Annotated in this window: 17 protein-coding genes and 1 pseudogene; 10 read left to right on the forward strand and 8 right to left on the reverse strand. The window is 67.3% G+C overall.

Translation table 11 applies throughout. The features are described from left to right. The 4 genes and pseudogenes from P2Q66_RS00865 to P2Q66_RS00880 form a co-directional block, all read left to right on the forward strand. Positions 1–477, forward strand: a pseudogene (locus P2Q66_RS00865) (translation initiation factor IF-3); the annotation flags it as partial. Positions 478–595: 118 nt separating this feature from the next. After that, positions 596–790, forward strand: coding sequence for a 50S ribosomal protein L35 (rpmI, locus tag P2Q66_RS00870; RefSeq protein ID WP_009358635.1), 195 nt, complete (start codon positions 596–598; stop codon positions 788–790). A gap of 118 nt (positions 791–908) precedes the next feature. Continuing rightward, on the forward strand, positions 909–1,295 hold the full coding sequence (gene rplT / locus P2Q66_RS00875; protein ID WP_050055645.1) for a 50S ribosomal protein L20: 387 nt from the start codon (positions 909–911) through the stop codon (positions 1,293–1,295). A gap of 63 nt (positions 1,296–1,358) precedes the next feature. Beyond that, positions 1,359–2,270: an RNA methyltransferase gene (locus P2Q66_RS00880; protein WP_079595463.1), complete on the forward strand. Its 912-nt coding sequence runs from the start codon at positions 1,359–1,361 to the stop codon at positions 2,268–2,270. Between the two features lie 86 nt (positions 2,271–2,356). On the opposite strand, the gene P2Q66_RS00885 is transcribed toward P2Q66_RS00880, so the two are convergent. Next, positions 2,357–2,632 (reverse strand): GlsB/YeaQ/YmgE family stress response membrane protein, encoded by a 276-nt coding sequence (locus P2Q66_RS00885; protein WP_009358633.1) that lies wholly within the window; start codon positions 2,630–2,632, stop codon positions 2,357–2,359. A 199-nt stretch (positions 2,633–2,831) separates the two neighbouring features. Next, complete coding sequence (locus P2Q66_RS00890) at positions 2,832–4,040, reverse strand: MFS transporter (RefSeq protein WP_275724852.1); 1,209 nt, start codon at positions 4,038–4,040, stop codon at positions 2,832–2,834. 162 nt (positions 4,041–4,202) lie between these two features. Here P2Q66_RS00890 and P2Q66_RS00895 point away from each other — a divergent pair, with 162 nt between their 5' ends. After that, on the forward strand, positions 4,203–4,664 hold the full coding sequence (locus tag P2Q66_RS00895) for a (deoxy)nucleoside triphosphate pyrophosphohydrolase (RefSeq protein WP_275724853.1): 462 nt from the start codon (positions 4,203–4,205) through the stop codon (positions 4,662–4,664). Here P2Q66_RS00895 and P2Q66_RS00900 read toward each other — a convergent pair. The 3 genes from P2Q66_RS00900 to P2Q66_RS00910 are packed head-to-tail and all read right to left on the reverse strand — an operon-like array spanning position 4,661 to position 6,995. Then, the gene (locus P2Q66_RS00900; protein ID WP_275724854.1) at positions 4,661–5,779 is read right to left on the reverse strand and encodes an Rv2578c family radical SAM protein; all 1,119 of its coding nucleotides are present in this window, start codon (positions 5,777–5,779) and stop codon (positions 4,661–4,663) included. The genes P2Q66_RS00895 and P2Q66_RS00900 overlap by 4 nt on opposite strands. A 32-nt stretch (positions 5,780–5,811) precedes the next feature. Next, positions 5,812–6,519: an SIMPL domain-containing protein gene (locus tag P2Q66_RS00905; protein WP_275724855.1), complete on the reverse strand. Its 708-nt coding sequence runs from the start codon at positions 6,517–6,519 to the stop codon at positions 5,812–5,814. 11 nt (positions 6,520–6,530) lie between these two features. After that, positions 6,531–6,995: a hypothetical protein gene (locus tag P2Q66_RS00910; RefSeq protein WP_275724856.1), complete on the reverse strand. Its 465-nt coding sequence runs from the start codon at positions 6,993–6,995 to the stop codon at positions 6,531–6,533. Positions 6,996–7,194: 199 nt separating this feature from the next. On the opposite strand from P2Q66_RS00910, the gene pheS reads away from it, so the two are divergent. From pheS to P2Q66_RS00925, 3 genes are read left to right on the forward strand one after another with little or no spacing between them, the layout of a single operon-like run. Beyond that, positions 7,195–8,256 (forward strand): phenylalanine--tRNA ligase subunit alpha, encoded by a 1,062-nt coding sequence (gene pheS, locus P2Q66_RS00915; protein ID WP_275724857.1) that lies wholly within the window; start codon positions 7,195–7,197, stop codon positions 8,254–8,256. A 2-nt stretch (positions 8,257–8,258) separates the two neighbouring features. Further along, the gene (pheT, locus tag P2Q66_RS00920) at positions 8,259–10,802 is read left to right on the forward strand and encodes a phenylalanine--tRNA ligase subunit beta (RefSeq protein WP_275724858.1); all 2,544 of its coding nucleotides are present in this window, start codon (positions 8,259–8,261) and stop codon (positions 10,800–10,802) included. A 38-nt stretch (positions 10,803–10,840) separates the two neighbouring features. Next, entirely contained in the window at positions 10,841–11,509 is a 669-nt protein-coding gene (locus P2Q66_RS00925) for a 4'-phosphopantetheinyl transferase superfamily protein (protein WP_275724859.1), read from the forward strand. A 6-nt stretch (positions 11,510–11,515) separates the two neighbouring features. On the opposite strand, the gene P2Q66_RS00930 is transcribed toward P2Q66_RS00925, so the two are convergent. From P2Q66_RS00930 to P2Q66_RS00940, 3 genes are read right to left on the reverse strand one after another with little or no spacing between them, the layout of a single operon-like run. After that, entirely contained in the window at positions 11,516–12,877 is a 1,362-nt protein-coding gene (locus tag P2Q66_RS00930) for a M1 family metallopeptidase (protein WP_275724860.1), read from the reverse strand. A 19-nt stretch (positions 12,878–12,896) separates the two neighbouring features. Next, positions 12,897–16,943 (reverse strand): Pls/PosA family non-ribosomal peptide synthetase, encoded by a 4,047-nt coding sequence (locus tag P2Q66_RS00935; RefSeq protein WP_275724861.1) that lies wholly within the window; start codon positions 16,941–16,943, stop codon positions 12,897–12,899. A 57-nt stretch (positions 16,944–17,000) separates the two neighbouring features. Beyond that, positions 17,001–17,966 carry a quinone oxidoreductase gene (locus P2Q66_RS00940; RefSeq protein ID WP_115525002.1) on the reverse strand — a complete coding sequence of 322 codons (966 nt, stop codon included), beginning with the start codon at positions 17,964–17,966 and terminating at the stop codon, positions 17,001–17,003. Between the two features lie 132 nt (positions 17,967–18,098). Here P2Q66_RS00940 and argC point away from each other — a divergent pair, with 132 nt between their 5' ends. Beyond that, the gene (argC, locus tag P2Q66_RS00945; protein WP_275724863.1) at positions 18,099–19,130 is read left to right on the forward strand and encodes an N-acetyl-gamma-glutamyl-phosphate reductase; all 1,032 of its coding nucleotides are present in this window, start codon (positions 18,099–18,101) and stop codon (positions 19,128–19,130) included. Further along, a complete protein-coding gene (gene argJ / locus P2Q66_RS00950; protein WP_079595452.1) occupies positions 19,127–20,293 on the forward strand; it encodes a bifunctional glutamate N-acetyltransferase/amino-acid acetyltransferase ArgJ in 1,167 nt (388 codons plus the stop codon). The genes argC and argJ overlap by 4 nt, the downstream gene beginning before the upstream one ends. Positions 20,294–20,333 lie beyond the last annotated feature (40 nt).

Below are 20,333 nucleotides of genomic sequence, written 5' to 3' on the forward strand. Positions count from 1 at the left end.
AAGGCGCAGAACGAAGCCAAGGCATCCGGACGCATCGATGTTTCCGGTGACGACCAGGCCCCCCTGACGCAGTCCCTGGCGGACCTGCTGCCTGAGGGTTTCACCGTCTCCACGGAACCCGAAGCACCGGCGGAGGCCCCCGTGCAGACGCCGGCACCCGCCGTCGAGCCTGCCGCAGCCGAAGCCCCCGCGAAGGCTGCGGAAGCTCCCAAGCAGGAAGCTCCCAAGGCTGCCGCGCCGGCTCCCAAGCAGGAAGCTCCCAAGCAGGAAGCCCCGAAGCAGGAAGCCCCCAAGGCTCCCGCCCCGGCTCCCAAGCCTGCGGCGGAAAAGCCAGAAGCTGCCCCGGCAGCTGCGGCGCCCAAGCCTGCAGCAGTACCTGCTCCGCCGAAGCCGGTGGCCAGGCCCGCCGCGCCGAAGCCCGCCGCCCGTCCTGCCCCCAAGGCAGTGCCGAAGCCGGCCGGTAAGAAGACCACTTAGTTCACAGCTGCCGGAGGTTCCGCCTTCCGACAGTCAGCAACCAGCATGCCGCCCGCAGGGGCGGCTGCGCGATGAAGCTGCAGGCATAGCCTGCGGATACGTAAGGAGATCGGTTCCCATGCCGAAGATGAAGACCCACAGCGGTGCTAAGAAGCGCTTCAAGCTGACCGGCAGCGGCAAGCTGCGCCGCCAGCAGGCCAACCGCCGCCACTACCTGGAGCACAAGTCCTCCCGGCTGACCCGTCGCCTCGCCGGCGACAAGATCGTCTTCAAGGGCGACGCCAAGGTCATCCGGAAGATGCTCGGCATCTAATTTCCAAGTTCTTTGACTGACAGCCACCTGGTTGTCAGTCACCTGCCAAACAGCCTTCTCAGGCCGCCGGGAAACCGGCAGTAGATGCTTGGGATCAGATTTTCGAAGGAGTACGCACGTGGCACGTGTGAAGAGGGCGGTCAACGCCCACAAGAAGCGCCGGGTTATCCTTGAACGCGCAAAGGGCTACCGTGGACAGCGTTCACGCCTGTACCGCAAGGCCAAAGAGCAGCTGCTGCACTCGTTTGTGTACAGCTACGGCGACCGCAAGAAGAAGAAGGGCGACTTCCGCCGCCTGTGGATCCAGCGCATCAACGCGGCTTCCCGCGCCAACGGCCTGACCTACAACCGCCTCATCCAGGGCCTGAAGGCCGCTGAGGTTGAGGTCGACCGCCGCATGCTGGCCGAGCTGGCTGTCTCCGACGCCAACGCCTTCGCCGCACTGGTCCAGGTCGCCAAGGACTCGCTGCCGGCCGACACCTCCGCCAAGAAGGTTGTTGCCTAGCAACGCTGCTCCCCGTGAGGGGACAGTTCAGGAACGGGTGGCAGCAGCCACTACAGTTCTTATATGAACGAAACCGGGCGCCCGCAAGATTTTCCACTCTCCAACCCCCGAGCTGATCGGGTCCGGGATGTGGCAAAACTTGCAGGGCGCCCGGCCCGTTTAAAGCGTGGACAGTTCCTCGCGGAGGGGCCCCAGGCCGTGCGGGAGGCCTTGAAGCTTCACCACGAGCGCCTCGCCGCGGGAGCCCCCGGTATCGTCACGGAAGTTTTCGCCAGCGAGGCCTGCCTTGACCGGTTTCCGGAGTTCGAGGAACTTGCAGAAGGAACCAACGCCCGGCTGGCCACGGACGAGGTCCTCGCGGCTATGGCGGACACCGTCAACCCGCAGGGCATCATCGCCGTGTGCGGCTTCGTCGATGTGGCGCTGGAGGAAGTGCTCGACGCCGGGCCCCGCCTGATCGCGGTGCTTTGCCAGGTGCGCGACCCAGGAAACGCCGGCACCGTTCTGCGCGCCGCGGACTCCGCAGGGGCTGATGCCGTGGTCCTGACCTCTTCCAGCGTGGACATTTACAACCCCAAGGCCGTGCGGTCGACAGCGGGGTCCCTGTTCCACCTGCCCGTGGTGCTGGGCGCGGACCCTGCTGAACTCGTGGCCGCCTGCAAAGCCCGGGGGATCGGTGTCCTGGCTGCAGACGGCTATGGCCCGCTGAACCTGGACGCGCTGCAGGACGAAAACGCCCGCCGCCGCCTAACCGGAGCCGGGCCGGAGTCCATCTATGACCTGGCCGCTCCCACAGCATGGCTGTTCGGCAACGAGGCGCAGGGGCTCTCCGCGGATGAGCTTGCGCTGGCCGACCATCGGGTCGCCGTCCCGGTGTACGGGGCCGCGGAAAGCCTTAATCTTGGCACTGCTGCCACCGTTTGCCTTTACGCGAGTGCGCGTTCCCAGCACTTGCCCGCTGACGTGACCGCCTGAGCTTCCGCCGGGCGTCCGGTGGCATGAATAAAGGCCCCGGATTCTCCGGGGCCTTGGTGCCATGAAATGTCAAATAACGGAAAGCATCAGGGTGCGCGGGTGGCTTTTCCGCGTCCGGTGATGGCTCCGTAGATGCCGGCAACGACCAGGCCGCCGACGATAGCGAGAATCCAGGTGCCGAGGTCAAAGAAGGCAAGATCGCCCCTGTTGAACAGGAGGCTGCCGATCCAGCCGCCAACGATGGCGCCCACCACACCCAAAACAAGGCTGGTGACCCAACCGCCGCCGACCCGCCCGGGCATGACCGCTTTAACGATGGCCCCTACAATGAGGCCGAGAATAATCCACGCAAGAAAACCCATGTCTCCTCCTTATGGTTACCGGGATTTAAGAGTCCCGATGAGCCTCAAGCTAACATAACGGCACCTTAATGTCAGCAGGCTTACGGCCTGCCGCTCACGCAAGCGGAAGCCACACCGGGAACCGGTTCCCGGCGGGCGGCAAGAAAGTACGGCGGACCGCCGGGGGGAGCCTCCGTTTGGTAACGGCGAGGGCGCTGGATTACGCGGCCAGCGGCTTCCTGCGTTCCAGGACTCCGCTGACGACGGCGACCCCGAAGCCGAGGATGGCAAGGACGGCACCTACCAGCGCCGGGGCAACGTAGCCCCAGCCCAGCGCGATGACGAGCCCGCCGAGGAAGGCACCCAGGGCGTTCGCCACGTTCAGCGCCGCGTGGTTCAGGGACGACGCCAGCGAAGGGGCATCCGGTGAGGCGTCCAGCAGCCTGGTCTGCAGAGCAGGAATCAACATTGAGCCGGAAGCGCCCACCACAAAGACCATCACGAAGGCTGACCACGGCCACTGGACTGCCACGGCGTAGACCACCAGCGCCACCGCAATGGCCGGGAGCACCTTGTACAGGGTTCCCATGACCGACTTGTCGGCGATCCGTCCGCCCACAATGTTTCCGGCCACCATGCCCAGGCCGTAAAGGGCCACCACGACGGGAATCAGCGACGACGGGACCCCGGCCACCAGCGTCATGGTGTGGGCGATGTAGGTGTAGGTGGCGAAGAAACCGCCGAAGCCCACAACGCCGATCAGGATGGCCAGCCACACCTGCAGCCGCTTCAGCGCGCCCAGTTCCCTGACGATGCTCGCGTCCGGATGGGCAGGCTGAAAGGGGACGAACCGCCACACCAATACCAAAGTCAGCAGGCCGATGAAGCCCACCAGGACAAAGAGCAGCCGCCAGCCATAGGTCTGACCCAGCCAGGTGGCGAATGGCACACCGATGACGTTGGAGATGCTCAGCCCCGCCATCACCATGGAGATGGCCCAGCCGCGCTTGGAGGGCGGAACCAGCGAAGCGGCAATGACGGCCGCCACGCCGAAGAAGGCGCCGTGCGGCAGGCCGGCGGCAAAGCGTGAAACCAGCATCGACCCGTAGTCGGGGGCGATGAACGACGCCAGGTTGGCCACGGTGAAAAACACCATGAGGCCGAGCGCAAGGTGTTTGCGGGGGAGCCTGGCACCCACCGCGGCAAGCAGGGGAGCTCCAACCACCACCCCCAGGGCGTAGGCGGATATGAGGTGTCCCGCCTCCGGCGTACTGATCCCCAAACCCTGCTCCACCTCTTTGAGCAGGCCCATCATGGTGAACTCGGTGACACCGATGCCCACGCCGCCCATGGCAAGGGCAATAATGGCCATCGCCAGGTTGCGGGAGGTGGTGGGGGCTGCCGTGGACGTTTGGAGGGCGCTGCTCATATGCCTGCTTTTCGAGGAGAAATTCTGCTGGAAGGAGTGTTGCCACGGCGATGGGGCGGAGGGACCTGGACCCCTGTTCGGAAACCCCTGACCGGTGAGGAGTATTCCCGGTGCCTGGCTGAGGTGCCCGGCTGCTCCCATTGTCCCCCATAGAATGATGCGGTGACTGGACTGATACAGGTGGTGGGCGGAGCCGTGGTGGACCGTTTGGCGGAACCGGCCATGTTGCTGGTGGCCCGGCGCAGCGCACCGGAGAAGCTCGCTGGCCTCTGGGAGTTTCCGGGCGGCAAGGTGGAGCCGGGCGAGGACCCGGAAGCGGCCCTGATACGGGAGCTGTCCGAGGAACTGGGCGTCGCTGTCCGGCTGGGTTCCGAACTTCCGGGGGAGGACGCGTTGGGATGGCCGCTGAATGACCGCGCTGCCATGCGGGTCTGGTTCGCGGAAGTCACGCATGGGGAGCCCGCGCCCCTGGAAGACCACGATGAACTGCGCTGGGTGCCGCTGGCGGATCCGGACACGGTCCTGGCCTTGCCATGGATTCCTGCGGACTTCCCGATTGTCCGGGCGCTGCTGGCAACCCTGGCCGTTCCTGCCGGCAAGACATCCGGCTGGAACGGCAGCTAGAACAAAGCCTCCTGGTTTGCCTGCCCTGCCTGTCCCCGGGCTTGGCCTGACCTTTGGAGAAGGCTGCCGGCCGCAGCTTCCGGAATGATGCCTGCGGGGTATTCAGCTTCCTCAACGCGTGGATCGTCCAGGTCCCGGTGGCTGAATCCCGACGATTGAGAGAAGCCGTGCCTTGCCTTGAAATAGCGGACTTTCCCGGCAAGCCAGGTGCGGTACTCCTTGGACGCGTAGGAGCCCGATTCGTACAGGCGACGGTAGCGGCCTGCCAGCTCGGGATGGTTGGCCGCAATCCACTTCATGAACCATTCCCGGGTGCCGGGCTTCAAGTACAACGCACCTGCGGTGACCCCCGTAGCCCCGGCGGCAGCCAGGGAAGCGAAGAGCGCATCCAGCGCTTCGTCGCTGTCCGAGAGCCACGGGAGGATGGGCATGGCCATCACACCGCAGGGAAGGCCGGCCTCGCGAAGCCGGGAAACCAGCTTCAGCCGTGCCCGGGGACCCGGCGTGCCCGGTTCAATAGCCTCGGACAGGGCTTCATTGGTCATGGCCAGCGAGATTCCCAGGCCCACTGGAACCTGGGTGGCAGCGCTTTTCAGCAGCGGGATGTCCCGCGCCAGCAGTGTTCCCTTGGTCAGGATGGACAGGGGTGTACCGGAATCCGCAAGGGCGGAGATGATCCCCGGCATGAGCCGGTACCGGCCCTCCGCACGCTGGTATGGATCCGTGTTGGTGCCGAGTGCCACCTGATGGCGGCCCCAGGATGGTTTGGCAAGTTCCTTGCGGAGTACTTCTGCGGCATTGACCTTGACCACCACCTGGCTGTCGAAGTCCAGGCCGGCGTCGAAGTCCAGGTAGGTGTGGCTCTTGCGTGCGAAGCAGTAGACGCAGGCGTGGCTGCAGCCGCGGTACGGGTTGACCGTCCACTCGAACGGCATGCGGGACCCCGCCGGTACTTTATTGAGCACCGATTTCGCGGTGACCTCATGGAAAGTGATGCCGGCAAACTCGGGAGTGGTCACCGATCGGACCAGCCCGGCGAGCGGGAGGAGCGCCGGAGCGGGTCCGCTGGTTTCCTCCGCAGGTGCCGGCACCAATGCTTGTGCGTCCCATCTCATGCCACCTATTCGAAAACATGTTCGAATAAAAGTCAAGGCCATACCTGGCTTGGCGGATCGTCAGGCTGCAGTTCCCAGACCACAGTCACCGCTGTTTCCACCCGGCTTTCCCCGGGTTCAATAGCCAGGCTTTCCACGGCGCTGGCCCGCAGGATCCCGGCCAGCGGCACCGGGCCCTGTGCCGGATTGTGTTCAGTTACGGAAACCACAGGTCCCAACGTGGCCGAAGCCAAGGCAGCGAACTGCGCGGCAGCCCGGAGCGCATCCTGCCAGGCGGCCGCGCGTGCCTGTTCCCTGACCGCTGAGTCGTCGGAAAGGGTCAACTGCAGGCCGTTGAGCCGGGCGTCGTTGCCGCCTGCGCGGACGGCTTCCGATATGGTGCCGGACGCGGACGCCAGATCCCGAAGCCGGATGCTTAAAGTGCTGCCGGCAACGTAACCCGCAACCTGCTGGCCTTCGCCCTCGCGCCAGACGAGATCGGCGCGCACCGTAAGCCCGGTTGTCCGGGTGTCCGCGGAGGCAACGCCGGCACTGCGGAAGACGGCAATAACCGCAGCCAGTGCTTCCCCCGCGCCGGAATAAGAGGCCTCAACTGAAACGGCACGGCACTCCACGCCGATGGAAACGAGCATCAGGTCCGGGGCGGCTTCCGCCCACCCGGTGCCCGTCACCGTGACAGTGCCGGCGCCCCCTTGCCGCTCCAGGTTTTCCCCGTCCCCGCTCTCTTGGTTCCCGTTCATCCGGCCCATGGTCATGACCAACCCCGGGACGCGAGGGATTCCCCGGAGGGGTAGCCTCCCGCAGCCAGTCCGGCGTGCCGCTCAAAGATATTGGCCGTCCCGGGATTCCCGGTCCGCAGGACGGACCACCCGGCGGCGGCGAGATACAGCGGGATGAACGGAACCCCCAGGCACCAGGCGTACTGGGTGCAGTGCCTTTCCTCATGGCCCAGCAGGGCGGGCAGTGACAGCAGATCGTGCGCCGGGCCCCTGCAGAGGACCACGTTTCCCAGCGTGAACGCCCGTGCAAAGGGCAGCCGCCACCGATAGCCCGCGGCGAGGATGAGGCCGCGCGGACCCCTGCTGAGGCGGGTGCGGGCGGTAACTGCTACGGCCACACCCAGCACCGTACTGCCATTGATGAGGTTCGCAGCCTGCCTCAACCGCTGGGCAGCGGTCAGGGGTGGCAGGGATCCCGGGCGCTGCCGCAGTGTCATGAGGCCATGGTAGCCGGAGGGTTCAATTAGACTGGAGGGCAGTGGCCGCCGGTTTTGCCGGTGTGCCCTGACCTGGTCATTGAATGAACTGAATTTGAGGGCATTCATCCATGACCTGCCAGTGACGGACGCGCCGCCGGGAGACCGCGCAGGGCTGCTCCGCTCGCCGGCAGCCACGACTCGTAGCTAAGAACAGTAGATGACTGAAACTTTGCCGGGCGCCGCCATTCCGAACCCCACGGATGAAGCCGCCATCAACGCCGCTGTAGACCAGGCCATCACCGCCATTGCCGGTGCGGCCACCCTTGACGAGCTGAAGGCGGTGAGGCTGGCGCACACGGGGGAGAAGTCCCCGCTGAGCCTCGCCAACCGTGAAATCGGCAAGCTGCCCAAAGACCAGAAGGCGCTCGCCGGAAAACTCATGGGTGCATCCCGCGGGCGGGTCAACAAAGCGCTCGCCGACCGCACCGAAGTCCTCGAGGCCGAGAACGACGCACGCATCCTCCTGGAGGAGACCGTGGACGTCACGGCGGCTCCGCGCCGCCGTCGTGCCGGTGCCCGGCACCCGCTCTCCACGCTCCAGGACCGCGTGGCGGACATCTTCGTGGGCATGGGCTGGGAAATCGCCGAAGGCCCCGAGGTGGAATCGGAATGGTTCAACTTCGACGCCCTGAACTTCAAGCCGGACCACCCGGCCCGCGAGATGCAGGACACCTTCTTCGTGGAGCCCCCGGAGGCCCACCTGCTCATGCGTACGCACACCTCACCGGTGCAGGTCCGCTCCATGCTGGAACGCGACGTGCCCATCTATGTGCTGTGCCCCGGCAAGGTGTTCCGCACCGACGAGCTGGACGCCACCCACACCCCGGTGTTCCACCAGTTCGAAGGCCTGGCCATCGACAGGAACCTCAGCATGGCGGACCTGCGCGGCACCCTGGAGCACTTCGCCCGGCAGATGTTCGGCGATGAAGCCTCCATCCGGCTGCGCCCCAACTACTTTCCGTTCACCGAGCCGTCCGCCGAGCTGGACATCTGGCACCCGGGTGCGAAGGGCGGTCCGCGCTGGATCGAGTGGGGCGGCTGCGGCATGGTCAACCCCAACGTCCTCCGGGCTGCCGGCATCGACCCGGACGTCTATTCAGGTTTTGCCTTCGGCATGGGCATCGAACGCACCCTCATGTTCCGCAACGAGGTGGGCGACATGCGCGACATGATCGAAGGCGATGTACGTTTCAGCGAGCACTTCGGGATGGAGATCTAACAGTGCGTATCCCACTTTCCTGGCTGCGTGAATTCGCAGAGGTACCGGCCGGGGCAACGGCCGAAGACGTGATGGCCGAGCTGGTCAAGGTCGGTTTCGAAGAAGAGGACGTCCACCGTCCCACGGACACCCTGCAGGGACCCATCGTGGTGGGCCAGGTCCTGAGCCTGGTCAAGGAACCGCAGACCAACGGCAAAACCATCAACTGGTGCCAGGTCCGGGTTGTCCCCGAGGGCAAGGAACAGACCCTCACGGGAGACGGCATTGACCCGTCCGGCGTGCAGGGCATCATCTGCGGCGCCCACAACTTCGTGGAAGGCGACAAAGTGGTGGTCACCCTTCCCGGCGCGGTGCTGCCGGGGAACTTCCACATCTCCGCCCGCAAGACGTACGGCCACCTGTCCGCCGGCATGATCGCTTCGGTGCGCGAGCTGGGCATCGGCGAGGACCACGACGGCATCCTGGTCCTGTCCCGCATCGGACTGGACCCGGAAATCGGCACTGATGCCATGGAGCTCCTGGGCCTCTACGACCAGGCTGCCGAAATCAACGTCACCCCGGACCGTGGCTACGCCTTCTCCATCCGTGGTGTGGCCCGCGAGTACGCGCACGCCACCGGAACAACGTTCACGGACCCGGCCGGCAAGGTCCAGGCCCCGGCTGAACTTTCCGGCGGCTACGGCGTCAAGATCAACGATGACGCACCCATCTACGGCAAGCCGGGCTGCGACCGCTTTGTGGCACGCACGGTCCGCGGCGTGGATGCCACGCGGCCCACCCCGCCATGGATGGTTTCCCGGCTGCGGCTGGCCGGCGTCCGTTCCATCTCCCTGCCGGTGGACATCTCCAACTACGTCATGTTCGAGCTCGGCCAGCCCACGCACTGCTACGACCTGGACAAGCTGTCCGGAGACATCGTGGTCCGCCGTGCCGCAGCCGGCGAGAAAATCACCACCCTGGACAGCAAGGAACGCACCCTTGACGCCGAGGACCTGCTCATCACGGACGACTCCGGCGCCATCGGCATCGCCGGCGTCATGGGCGGGGCGGCCACCGAGGTGAGCGACTCGACGTCGAACATCCTCGTGGAGGCCGCGCACTTCGACGAGGTGTCCATCGCCCGGTCGCGGCGCCGGCACAAGCTGCCCTCCGAAGCCTCGAAGCGGTTCGAACGCGGCGTGGACTGGCAGGTTGCCGGGATCGCCGCGCAGCGTGTGGTGGACCTCCTGGTGGAACTGGGCGGCGGCATCGCCGACGAAACCGGGACCGACGTCGGAACCGCTCCGGACACCGTCACCATCGAACTGCCTGCTGCCTTCGCTGCCGCAAGGATCGGCATCGACTTCACGGAAGAACAGATTGTCACGTCCCTCGAGGACCTGGGCGCGGCAGTGGTGAAGCACGACGGCGGCTATACCGTTACGGCCCCGAGCTGGCGGAACGACCTCGAGACCAAGGAAGACCTTTCCGAGGAAATTGCACGGCTGGTGGGCTATGACAACATACCCGCCACCCTGCCGGTGGCCCCTCCCGGCCGGGGCCTGACTCGCGTGCAGCAGCAGCGCCGCCGCCTGATCCAGGCACTGGCGGATGCAGGCCTCACCGAGGTGCTGTCCTACCCGTTCGTCTCCAAGTCGGCCAATGACACCTTCGGTGTGGCTGAGGAGGGTGCTGCCCGCAGCGCGGTCAAGCTGGCCAATCCCATCAGCGAGGAGCAGGGCTTCCTGCGGACCTCCATCCTGCCCGGCCTGATCGAGGTGGCCAAGCGCAACCATTCGCGGGGCTTCCGCGACCTGGCGCTGTTCGAATCCGGGCTGGTGTTCCTGCCGGGCGAGAACCTGGGAACCGCCTCCATCCCGCCGCTTGGTGCCAAGCCCGCCGATGAGGAGCTGGACGCGCTGTATGACGGCGTCCCGGCGCAGCCCTTCCACCTCGCCGCCGTCCTGACCGGCCATGATTCGCCGGCCGCCGCAGAGCACACGCCTCGCGCGTGGGACTGGGCCGACGCGCTGGACATCGCGCGCCTTGCCGGCGACGTCCTGGGTGTTGAGCTCGTGGTCACCCAGGGCAGCCACCAGGCATTCCATCCGGGCCGTGCGGCGCAGTTGTCGCTGCGCACGGGCGAAGTGGTGGGGTACGCAGGTGAGCTCCACCCCAAGCTGCTGGCTTCGACGGACATGCCTGCCCGCTCGGTGGCACTCGAGATCAACGCCGATGCCCTGTTCGAGGCCGCGCCGGACGTGATCGTGGCCCGCCACATCTCGGCATTCCCGGTAGCCACCCAGGACGTTGCCCTGGTGGTTCCGGCGGATGTGCCGGCGGACGAGGTCCTGGCCGCGCTGCGCGAAGGCGCCGGTGAACTGCTGGAGGATGTTGCACTCTTCGACGTCTACGCAGGCAAGGGCATTGAGGACGGCAGGAAGTCGCTGGCCTTCGGGCTGCGGTTCCGTGCTGCCGACCGGACCCTCACGGCGGACGAAGCCTCCGCCGCCCGGGAAAGTGCCGTAGCACTGGCCGGCGAACGGTTCGGGGCAGTCCAGCGGTAGCAGCCGTTCCCGCGGAGAGCTCCTGAAAGGGCGGGTGCATGGTGTCGCAGCTTGTGGTGCGGGCCATCCCGCCCTTTCTGCTGTCCGGGGAAGCCGGGCAGGTCCGCCGTGACGCTGAAACGGTGCTTGATGCCTCCGAGCTGGCAAGGGCACGGGCCATGGAGCCGGCAGCCGGGGACGGCTTCCTGGCGGGGCGGCTCGCCCAGCGGCTGTTCGCGGCCGAACTGCTGGCCGTGCCCGCCACGCAGCTGGCGGCCTCCTACACGTGCCCCCGCTGCGGCGCCGGACCCTATGTCAGCCACGGCCGCCCGGGTTACCTGCTGGGCGGCGTGCCGGCACCGCTGGCCCTCAGCCTGTCCCGGGCGGCGGGCTGGACACTGCTCGCCGCTGTGGTTGACCCTGAACCCGGACTCCGGCTGGGAGCGGACGTGGAAGATGCCGTCCGCACCGGCTTCGACGGGTTCCCGGCACTGGCACTCAGCGTCGCCGAGCAGCACAGCCTGCGGGCCCTCGACGGCCGGGACCTGCTTGCGGCGAGGGCGAGGCTGTGGGCGCGCAAGGAAGCCTGGCTGAAAATGACCGGGGACGGGTTGCGCACTGCACCATCGTCGGTGGACGTCCTGGCGCGCCCGGAGATAAGGGACCTGGACCCGGCCGGGACCGGGCTGCCCGCCCGCCTGGCGGCCGCCGTCGCGCTTTCCCTCTAGGCGGCGTCAGCGCACCGGCAGGGGCGGCAGGACCTCTTCATACAGCCACGGGTGCAGCAAAGCCTCCGTGTCCAGGGCGGTGGCCCGGTCCACTGCGAGGATGAAGTCATGGGTGGACACGGAACCGTGGCGGTGCCGGGCGGTCCACTCCTGGAGCAGGGCGAAGAATGCGAGGTCGCCGCATGCGAGCCGTACGGCGTGCACGGCCAGCGCTCCCCGTTTGTAGACGCGGTCATCGAACATGTGCTGCGGTCCCGGATCACCCACCAGGAGGTCCTGGGCGTCCGCCGCCAATCCGCGCCAGGCAGCCTCGGCGCGGGCGGCGACGGGCATGACCCCGGCTTCCTCCGACCAGATCCATTCCGCATAGCAGGCAAAGCCCTCGTGCAGCCAAATGTCCTGCCATGAGGCCGCCGTCAGGGAGTTGCCGAACCACTGGTGCGACAGTTCATGGGCGATCAGCCGCTGCGATTCCCAGTCCTGGTCCAGGTGGTTGGGGCCCAGGATGGACATGCCCTGGGCTTCGAGCGGAATTTCCAGCTCATCCTCCGTCACCACCACGGTGTAACCGGGGAACGGGTACGGTCCGAAACAGTCGATGAAGGTCCGCATCATGGCCGGCTGCAGTGACAGCCCGGCCCGTGCACGGTCGGCCAAGGCGGCGGGTACGGCAACGGGCTGCGGCACCGGGGCAGCATGCCTGCCCGTCTCCAGTTCCAGGACGCCATAGCGGCCGATCTGCACCGTCGCCAGGTAGGTGGGCATCGGCTCGGACTGCTCATAAACCCACGTCTCCCGGCTGGAGCGGGTGGTGCGCGACTGCAGGACACCGTTGCATACGGCGCGGTACCCGGCGTCGGTGGTCACGGTAAGCCGGTAGCTGGCCTTGTCCCTGGGGTGATCGTTGCACGGGAACCAGGAGGGCGCCCCGTTCGGCTGCCCGGCCACCAGGACGCCGTCGGACAGCTCCTCCCAGCCCACCTCGCCCCACAGGCCCCTGCGCGGTGACGGATTGCCCTCGTAACGGACCTCAAGCGTGAACTGTTGCCCCGGCTGCAGCGGGGAAGGCGCGGACACCACCAGTTGTTCCGGCCGCTGGCTGAACCTGGCCGCCTTCCGGCCGTCCAGCTGCACCTTCGTGGCCCGCAGGCCGGTGAAGTCCAGGACGATGGCCGACGTCGGCATCCGGGTCACGCCGTGCAGCACAGCCCTGCCGCTGAGCCGGTTGGTGCTGACCCTGTAGTCAAGCTCCAGTTCGTAGCGGTCCACGGTGAAGGCATCGGTGCCGGAGCCGGGCAGGTAAGGGTCGGGGGCAGCGTCCCTGGACACGGGGACGTGGCCGCCGGCGGCTGATACTGGAGAACTCATGGATAACCTTTGCTTGCTTTTAGGCAGGGGGTGCTGCGGGTCCCCGCCACGGACTGACCGGGTTGCCCATCCAGTACGTTGCGGCGGGGACTGTTTCGCCGCGCATCACCAGGGACGCCGGTCCCACGGTTCCGCCCGCGCCAACACTTGCCTGCGGGAGGATGACGCCGTGCGGTCCCATGGTGGCCCCGTCTTCGAGCGTAACAGCGTCTATGCTCATCACCCGGTCGTGGAAAAGGTGCGTCTGCACCACGCATCCACGGTTCACCGTGGCGTTCCTGCCCAGCGTCACCAGGTCGGCCTCCGGCAGCCAATAGCTCTCGCACCACGTGCCGGACCCGATTTTCGCGCCGAGGGAACGCAGCCACCAGACCAGGGCGGGGGTGCCGGTTGCGGCCCGGGCAAACCAGGGTGCACTGACCAGTTCGATGAAGGTGTCCACCACTTCATTGCGCCAAATGAACGAACTCCACAGCGGGTGCTCGCCGGCACGGATCCGTCCTACCAAAATCCATTTGGCGATGACGGACGCTGCGGCGGCCACCGCCCCGGCCAGGAGCATCACGACGCCGCTGAGGATGGCCGCGCCACCATAGCTGAAGGTTGCGGCCAGCCAGTCAAAGGCAAGCATGGTGCCGACGGCGATTCCCACCGTGAGCACCACCGGCACGAACCTGCCCAGTTCCCAGAGGGACCGGGCCAGTTTGAGTTTCAGCGGTGGCTGGAACGTGCGGGAGTCGTCGGAGGCGATGGCTGTCCGCCGCAGCCGGACGGGTGGGCTGCCCAGCCAGGAGGTGCCCGACTTCGCCTTCGCGGGGGTCGCGGAGAGGACTGCCACCAGGGAATTCTTGGGCACGCTGCGTCCTGCGGCCGTCATTCCGGAATTGCCCAGGAAGGAACGCTTGCCGATTTTGGCAGGAGCCACCCGGAGCCAGCCGCTGTCCAGTTCGTAGGAGGCAACCATGGTGTCATCGGCCAGGAACGCACCTTCGCCCACGGTGGTCATTGCGGGAATCAGCAGGACGGTGGACGCTTCCACGTTCCTGCCGATCTTTGCCCCCAGCAGCCGGAGCCACACGGGCGTGAAAAGGCTCGCGTAGATGGGAAAAAGCAGGTCCCGGGCAATGTCCAGGACGCGCTCCGTGGCCCAGACCTGCCAGCCGACGCGGCTGCGCACCCGGTGATACCCCTCGGTAAGGCCGATGCTGAGCAGCCGCGTGACGGCCAGGATCAGCAGGGCATTGGTGACGAACCATGCCAGGGAGGCCAGTGGAAGGGCCAGCAGCAGCTGGGGCAGGGCAGCCGAAAGCGAGGCGCTGCCCTGGATGAAGAGGAAAGCCACCCAGAGCGCTGCGGCCGCCGACAAATAAGGGATCACCGCCAGGGCTGCCGAGGCCGCGGCGAAGCCGGCAAACCACAGCCTCGCCGCGAAGGGGCCCGGGGCCGGGGCATCGGGCACCGCATGTTTTGCCTTGCCCTGCCGCCGGGCGGGGGAGCCGGCTACCAGCTGGCCTGCCTTGACCTTGCCCAGTACTGCGGATCCGGCCTCCACCTGGGCGCCAGCTCCCACGGAGGCGCCGGGCATCAGGGTGCTGCGGGCCCCCACCGTGGCCCCGGATCCGATGCGGATGGCACCAATGTGGACGTTGTCGCCGTCGATCCACCAGCCGGAGAGGTCAACCTCCGGTTCCACGTTGGCTCCGTTGCCCAGCGACAGCAGCCCGGTGACGGGCGGCAGCGAGTGGAGCTGGACGTCCTTGCCGATTTTCGCGCCCAGCGCCCTGGCGTAATGGGGGACCCAGGGTGCGCTGGCGAGGCTGATGGCGCCGGCCAGGTCCTGGATTTGTTCGGCGAGCCAGAGGCGCAGGTGGACCTTCCCGGAGCGCGGGTATGTTCCGGGCTTGACGCCGCGCAGCAGGTACCTGGCCGAACCGACAGAAATCATCATCCGCCCGGCCGGGCTCACAAACACCAGCCAGGAGGCGCCCACCCACCACCACGAAACGGTGGGGGCAGCGGAGAAGCCCGCCAGCACGGCGAGCACGTTGTTGATGGCCATGACGTACGTCAGCCACCGCATGCCCACCAGGACGTGCAGCGGAACGCCCATCAGGGTTTGGAAGACCTGCGACTTGCGGGCCGTTGGCCGTACTGCACGCTCGGGAGCCGGGCCCGTGTCTCCCTCCGGCCGGGACTGCCGTGCAACCTCGATCAGGGCACCCACCCGGGGCGTCGCGTAAATGTCGGCCACGGTGACGGTGGGGTAGCGGACGCGCAGGGCGGACACGAGCTGGGCCGCCGACAATGATCCTCCCCCATAGGCGAAGAAATCGGCGTCAAGGGACGTGACCGGGCTGCCCAGGACTGCGCTCCACTGCTCCACGATCCAGGCGGCATCGTCAGGCAGGTTCAGGGACGCCGCATCGGCCTCGGCTGCGCCGGACCCGGCAAGGGGCCAGGGCAGGGCATGCCGGTTCACTTTCCCGCTGGTCTTCGTGGGCAGCGATTCCACCAGGGTGAGCAGGGGGACCAGCGCGGCGGGCAGGCTGGCCGAGAGCTGGTCCCGGGCAGCGGCCAGGTCAAGGTCGTGCCCGGCGACGGGCGCGAGGTAGCCCACCAGGATCTGGTTGCCGGCCGCCGTCGTCTGGACTGCCGCGGCAGCTCCGGCCACCTGCGGGAGTGACTGCAGGGCCGCGTCAATTTCACCAAGCTCAATCCTGCGCCCGCCCAGCTTCACCTGTTCGTCCGCACGGCCCTGGAAAATCAGACCCGCCTGCTCATAACGCACCAGGTCTCCTGACCGGTAGGCACGCGACCAGCCCAGCCCCGGCATAGGTGCATATTTCTCCGCGTCCTTGGCCGGGTCCAGGTAGCGGGCCAGGCCCACTCCGCCGATGATCAGCTCACCCACCTCGCCCTCGGCCACCGGCACGCCGTTTCCGTCAACAACGGCCAGGTCCCAGCCGTCCAGCGGCAGGCCGATCCGCACGGGGCCCGGCCCGCCCAGGGGCGCCGCGCACGCCACCACGGTTGCTTCCGTGGGGCCGTACGTGTTCCAGACCTCCCGCCCGGCCACGGCCAGGCGCGTGGCCAGCTCAGGCGGACACGCTTCGCCGCCGAAGATCAGCAGGCGGACGTTCTCCAGCGCTTCGGCGGGCCACAGCGCTGCAAGCGTGGGGACTGTGGAGACGGCGGTGATTCCGTGGTTGATAAGCCAAGGGCCCAGGTCCATGCCGGTCCGCACCAGCGCCCGCGGGGCGGGAACCAGGCAGGCCCCGTGCCGCCACGCCAGCCACATCTCCTCGCAGGAGGCGTCGAATGCCACCGAAAGGCCGGCCAGGACCCGGTCCAGCGGTCCCAGCGGTTCATCCTGGAGGAAGATCCGCGCTTCGGCATCCACAAAGGCTGCTGCTGACCGGTGGCTGACGGCCACGCCCTTCGGGGTGCCGGTGGAGCCAGACGTAAAGATGACCCAGGCGTCATCGTCAGGGACAGGCGGGCGGGCACCGGCAAAAGGAACTGTGCGGGCGGGACCGCCCAGGGTGGATTCCTGGAGTACGCCGCCGGCTTCCAGGACGCCCGCCACCCGGGCCTCGCCGAAGACCAGCCGCGCACGTTCGTCGGGATCGTCCGCGTCGACGGGAACGTAGGCCGCCCCCACCAGGAGCACCGCGAGAATGGAAACGTAGAGTTCGTTGGTGCCGGACGGAATCCGCACGCCGATTCTGTCGCCGGCACCCAAGCCTGCCTGGTGCAGCCGCCTGGCCGCAGCCCGGACTTCTCCCATCAACTGCGAGTAGCTGAGCGAGCGGTGGCCGTCGTCCAGGGCTGAAGCGTCGGGATGCCGGGCTGCAGTGTCCCGCAGGATGTCGATGAGGGTCCGCTCCGGGGGCGCAGCCAGGGACCCGGGCAGCTGGGGAGCGTACCTTGGGGCTTCCCCTGAGGGCTGTCCGCCGGGCGGGACGTCACGGGAGGGACGGACGTCCTCAAGGGGGACCTGCTGCTGAGTCACTCCGGCATTCTGCCCGTGCCAGATGAACAGAAGATGTCCCGGATGACCGAACATTCCATTCCTGCAGGCCTTGCGTTCACCTTTTGTTCATCTTTTCCGTGGCGGCAGCCACTACGGGATCAGGATCACTTTGCCGGTGGTGTTCCGCGCTTCCAGGTCGCGGTGCGCCTGGGCGGCCTGGGACAATGGGTAGCGGGCACCGATGCGAACCTTCAAACTTCCATTGGCTGCGGCGGCGAAGATCTCCCCGGACCGCCAGCGCCGCTCCTGCTGGTTGAGCAGGAAGTGGCCCAGGGTCGGCCGGGTCAGCGTCAGCGATCCGCCGGCGTTGAGGCGCTGCGGATCCACCGGGGGAACCGCTCCTGAAGCGGCCCCGAACAGGACCAGCATTCCGCGCGTCCGCAGGCAGGACAGGGAACCGTCGAAGGTGTTGCGGCCAACGCCGTCGTACACCACATCAACGCCTTGCCCGTTGGTCAGCTCACGGACGTGGTGGGGAAATCCGTCGTACCGGAGCACATGGTCCGCCCCGGCAGCCCGGGCAAGTTCTGCCTTGGCGTCGGAGGAAACAGTGGTGATGACCCGGGCGCCCCTTTCCTTCAGCAGTTGGGTCAGCAGCAGGCCCACGCCGCCGGCGCCCGCGTGCGTCAGCACCGTGTGTCCGGGCTCCACCCTGAAGGAGGAGTTGATCAGGTAGTGGGCAGTCATGCCCTGGAGCGGCAGTGCCGCGGCGGTGAGGTCATCCACCCCGTCCGGCACCGGGAGGGCTTTGGCTTCGTCGATCAGGGTGTATCCGGCATAACACCGCGAGCCTTCCGCCGTGGCCACCCGGCTGCCTACCGTGAAGGATTCGACCCCCTCGCCCACCTCCTCGACCGTTCCCGCGGCTTCTGATCCGGGCGTGAAAGGGAAAGGCACCTGGTACATGCCGCCCCGCTGGTAGGTTTCGATGAAATTGACTCCCACCGCTGCCACCTTCACCAGCAGCTGGCCCGGACCAGGGACGGGCCGCTCAACATCCGCATACTCAAGGACTTCCGGGCCGCCTGCCTGCCGTGCGACGATTGCATGCGTCATTGCTCTCCTTCCCCGGGCCCGGCTTTTCCGGCCCCGGCTGCCGGAACCATCCTAGGGACACTTCTCCCTCAGCCGACAAGCCATGCATAAATATCGGCGCCTATGCATAACTATTGCTGTATAGTCGGGGTCATGACTATTTCTGTTGCAGTGTCGGGCGCCAGCGGCTACGCCGGGGGAGAGGTCCTCCGCCTCTTGGCCGGTCATCCGGACATCACCATCGGCGCCATCACGGCCCACAGCAACGCCGGCTCCCGGCTCGGCGAACTGCAGCCCCACCTGCACGGACTTGCCAGCCGCATCCTCGAAGACACCACCGTGGAGAACCTGTCAGGCCATGATGTGGTCTTCCTGGCCCTGCCGCACGGTGCCTCGGCCGAGATCGCCGCACGCCTGCCCGAAGGGACGGTGGTGATCGACGCCGGCGCCGACCACCGCCTGGAGGACCCCGCAGCGTGGGAAAAGTTCTACGGCTCCGCGCATGCCGGAACGTGGCCCTACGGACTCCCGGAGCTTCCGGGCCAGCGCGAGGCGCTTAAGGGCGCCACCCGCATCGCCGTCCCCGGCTGCTACCCGACGTCGGCCCTGCTGGCCCTGACCCCCGGGTTCGCGGCCCACCTTTTGGAGCCCGAGGACGTCGTCATCGTTTCCGCGTCCGGCACCTCGGGTGCTGGCAAGGCAGCGAAGGTCAACCTGATCGGTTCCGAAGTCATGGGTTCCATGAGCCCCTACGGCGTGGGTGGCGGGCACCGCCATACTCCCGAGATCGAGCAGGGCCTGTCCAATGCTGCAGGTGGGCGGGTGACCGTCTCCTTTACCCCCACACTGGCCCCCATGAGCCGCGGCATCCTTACCACCGCAACAGCCCGCGTGAAAGCCGGTACCACGGCAGCGCAGCTGCGGCAGGCCTGGACCGACGCGTACGACGACGAACCGTTCGTGCACGTCCTTTCCGAGGGCCAGTGGCCCACCACCAAGTCCGTGCAGGGATCCAACCATGCCGCGATGCAGCTGGCCTTCGACGCCCACACCAACCGCGTGATCGTCACCTGCGTCATCGACAACCTCACCAAGGGAACGGCCGGCGGCGCCGTCCAATCCATGAACATCGCACTCGGCCTGCAGGAAACCGCCGGCCTCAACCTGCAGGGAGTAGCCCCGTGACCATCACCGCACCCCAGGGATTCCGGGCCGCCGGCGTCACCGCCGGACTGAAGGCTTCCGGCAAGCCCGACCTGGCCCTGGTGGTCAACGACGGGCCCGAGAAGGCCGCTGCCGCCGTGTTCACCAGCAACCGGGTGGCCGCAGCGCCCGTCCACTGGTCCCGCCAGGTGGTCTCCGATGGCCGGGTGGACGCCGTGGTCCTCAACTCCGGCGGCGCGAACGCCTGCACCGGGCCAACCGGCTTCCAGAACACGCACAGCACGGCCGAAAAGGTGGCAGAAGTGCTGGGCATTTCCGCCACCGACGTCTTTGTCTGCTCCACGGGCCTGATCGGCGAGCAGCTTCCCATGGACAAGATCCTTCCCGGCGTGGAGGCTGCCGCCGCGGCCCTCAGCACCGACGGCGGCCCGGCTGCCGGCACCGCCATCATGACCACCGACTCGGTCCCCAAGTCCGCGCTGTTCATCGGCACGGACTCCGACGGCCAGGAGTTCACCATCGGCGGCATCGCCAAGGGGGCCGGCATGCTTGCACCCGGCCTCGCCACCATGCTCGTTGTACTCACCACGGACGCGGGGGTGGAGCCGGAACTGCTCGACGTCGTCCTCCGCGACGCCACCCGCGTCACCTTCGACCGGGCCGACTCGGACGGTTGCATGTCCACCAACGACACCGTGGTCCTGCTGGCCTCCGGCGCCTCCGGGGCCGTGCCCTCTGCCGAGGCTTTCACCGCCGGCCTCACACAGGTCTGCGCCGAGCTGGCGCGGAAGCTCATCGCCGACGCCGAGGGTGCCAGCCACGATATCGCCATCCGGACGTTCAACGCGGCCAGCGAAGCGGACGCTGAGACGGTGAGCCGTTCTGTTGCCAGGTCCAACCTCTTCAAGGCCGCGATCTTCGGCAAGGACCCCAACTGGGGCCGCGTGCTTTCCGCGGTGGGCACCACCGATGCCGCATTCGAGCCGGACCAGCTCAACGTGGCCATGAACGGCATCCAGATCTGCCGCAACGGCAGCATCGGCGACGACCGCGGCCTTGTGGACCTTGAGCCGCGCGAAGTCCTGGTGGAGATCGACCTGCAGGCCGGCGACGCCGAAGCCACGATCTGGACGAATGACCTCACCCACGACTACGTGCACGAGAACAGCGCCTACTCCAGCTAGGTGCACTGGCCCATCACCGGAACCCCTGCGGAAGCGACAG

This window comes from Arthrobacter sp. Cr_A7 (assembly GCF_029222765.1).
Taxonomy (GTDB): Bacteria; Actinomycetota; Actinomycetes; order Actinomycetales; family Micrococcaceae; genus Arthrobacter.

What these genes read in the sequence shown, in the direction of transcription:
- rpmI (WP_009358635.1), top strand. Translation starts at nt 596, where the DNA reads ATGCCGAAGATGAAGACCCACAGCGGTGCTAAGAAGCGCTTCAAGCTG.
- P2Q66_RS00880 (WP_079595463.1), top strand. Translation starts at nt 1,359, where the DNA reads ATGAACGAAACCGGGCGCCCGCAAGATTTTCCACTCTCCAACCCCCGA.
- P2Q66_RS00885 (WP_009358633.1), bottom strand. Translation starts at nt 2,632, where the DNA reads ATGGGTTTTCTTGCGTGGATTATTCTCGGCCTCATTGTAGGGGCCATC.
- P2Q66_RS00890 (WP_275724852.1), bottom strand. Translation starts at nt 4,040, where the DNA reads ATGAGCAGCGCCCTCCAAACGTCCACGGCAGCCCCCACCACCTCCCGC.
- P2Q66_RS00900 (WP_275724854.1), bottom strand. Translation starts at nt 5,779, where the DNA reads ATGAGATGGGACGCACAAGCATTGGTGCCGGCACCTGCGGAGGAAACC.
- P2Q66_RS00905 (WP_275724855.1), bottom strand. Translation starts at nt 6,519, where the DNA reads ATGAACGGGAACCAAGAGAGCGGGGACGGGGAAAACCTGGAGCGGCAA.
- P2Q66_RS00910 (WP_275724856.1), bottom strand. Translation starts at nt 6,995, where the DNA reads ATGACACTGCGGCAGCGCCCGGGATCCCTGCCACCCCTGACCGCTGCC.
- pheS (WP_275724857.1), top strand. Translation starts at nt 7,195, where the DNA reads ATGACTGAAACTTTGCCGGGCGCCGCCATTCCGAACCCCACGGATGAA.
- P2Q66_RS00925 (WP_275724859.1), top strand. Translation starts at nt 10,841, where the DNA reads ATGGTGTCGCAGCTTGTGGTGCGGGCCATCCCGCCCTTTCTGCTGTCC.
- P2Q66_RS00930 (WP_275724860.1), bottom strand. Translation starts at nt 12,877, where the DNA reads ATGAGTTCTCCAGTATCAGCCGCCGGCGGCCACGTCCCCGTGTCCAGG.
- P2Q66_RS00935 (WP_275724861.1), bottom strand. Translation starts at nt 16,943, where the DNA reads ATGTTCGGTCATCCGGGACATCTTCTGTTCATCTGGCACGGGCAGAAT.
- P2Q66_RS00940 (WP_115525002.1), bottom strand. Translation starts at nt 17,966, where the DNA reads ATGACGCATGCAATCGTCGCACGGCAGGCAGGCGGCCCGGAAGTCCTT.
- argC (WP_275724863.1), top strand. Translation starts at nt 18,099, where the DNA reads ATGACTATTTCTGTTGCAGTGTCGGGCGCCAGCGGCTACGCCGGGGGA.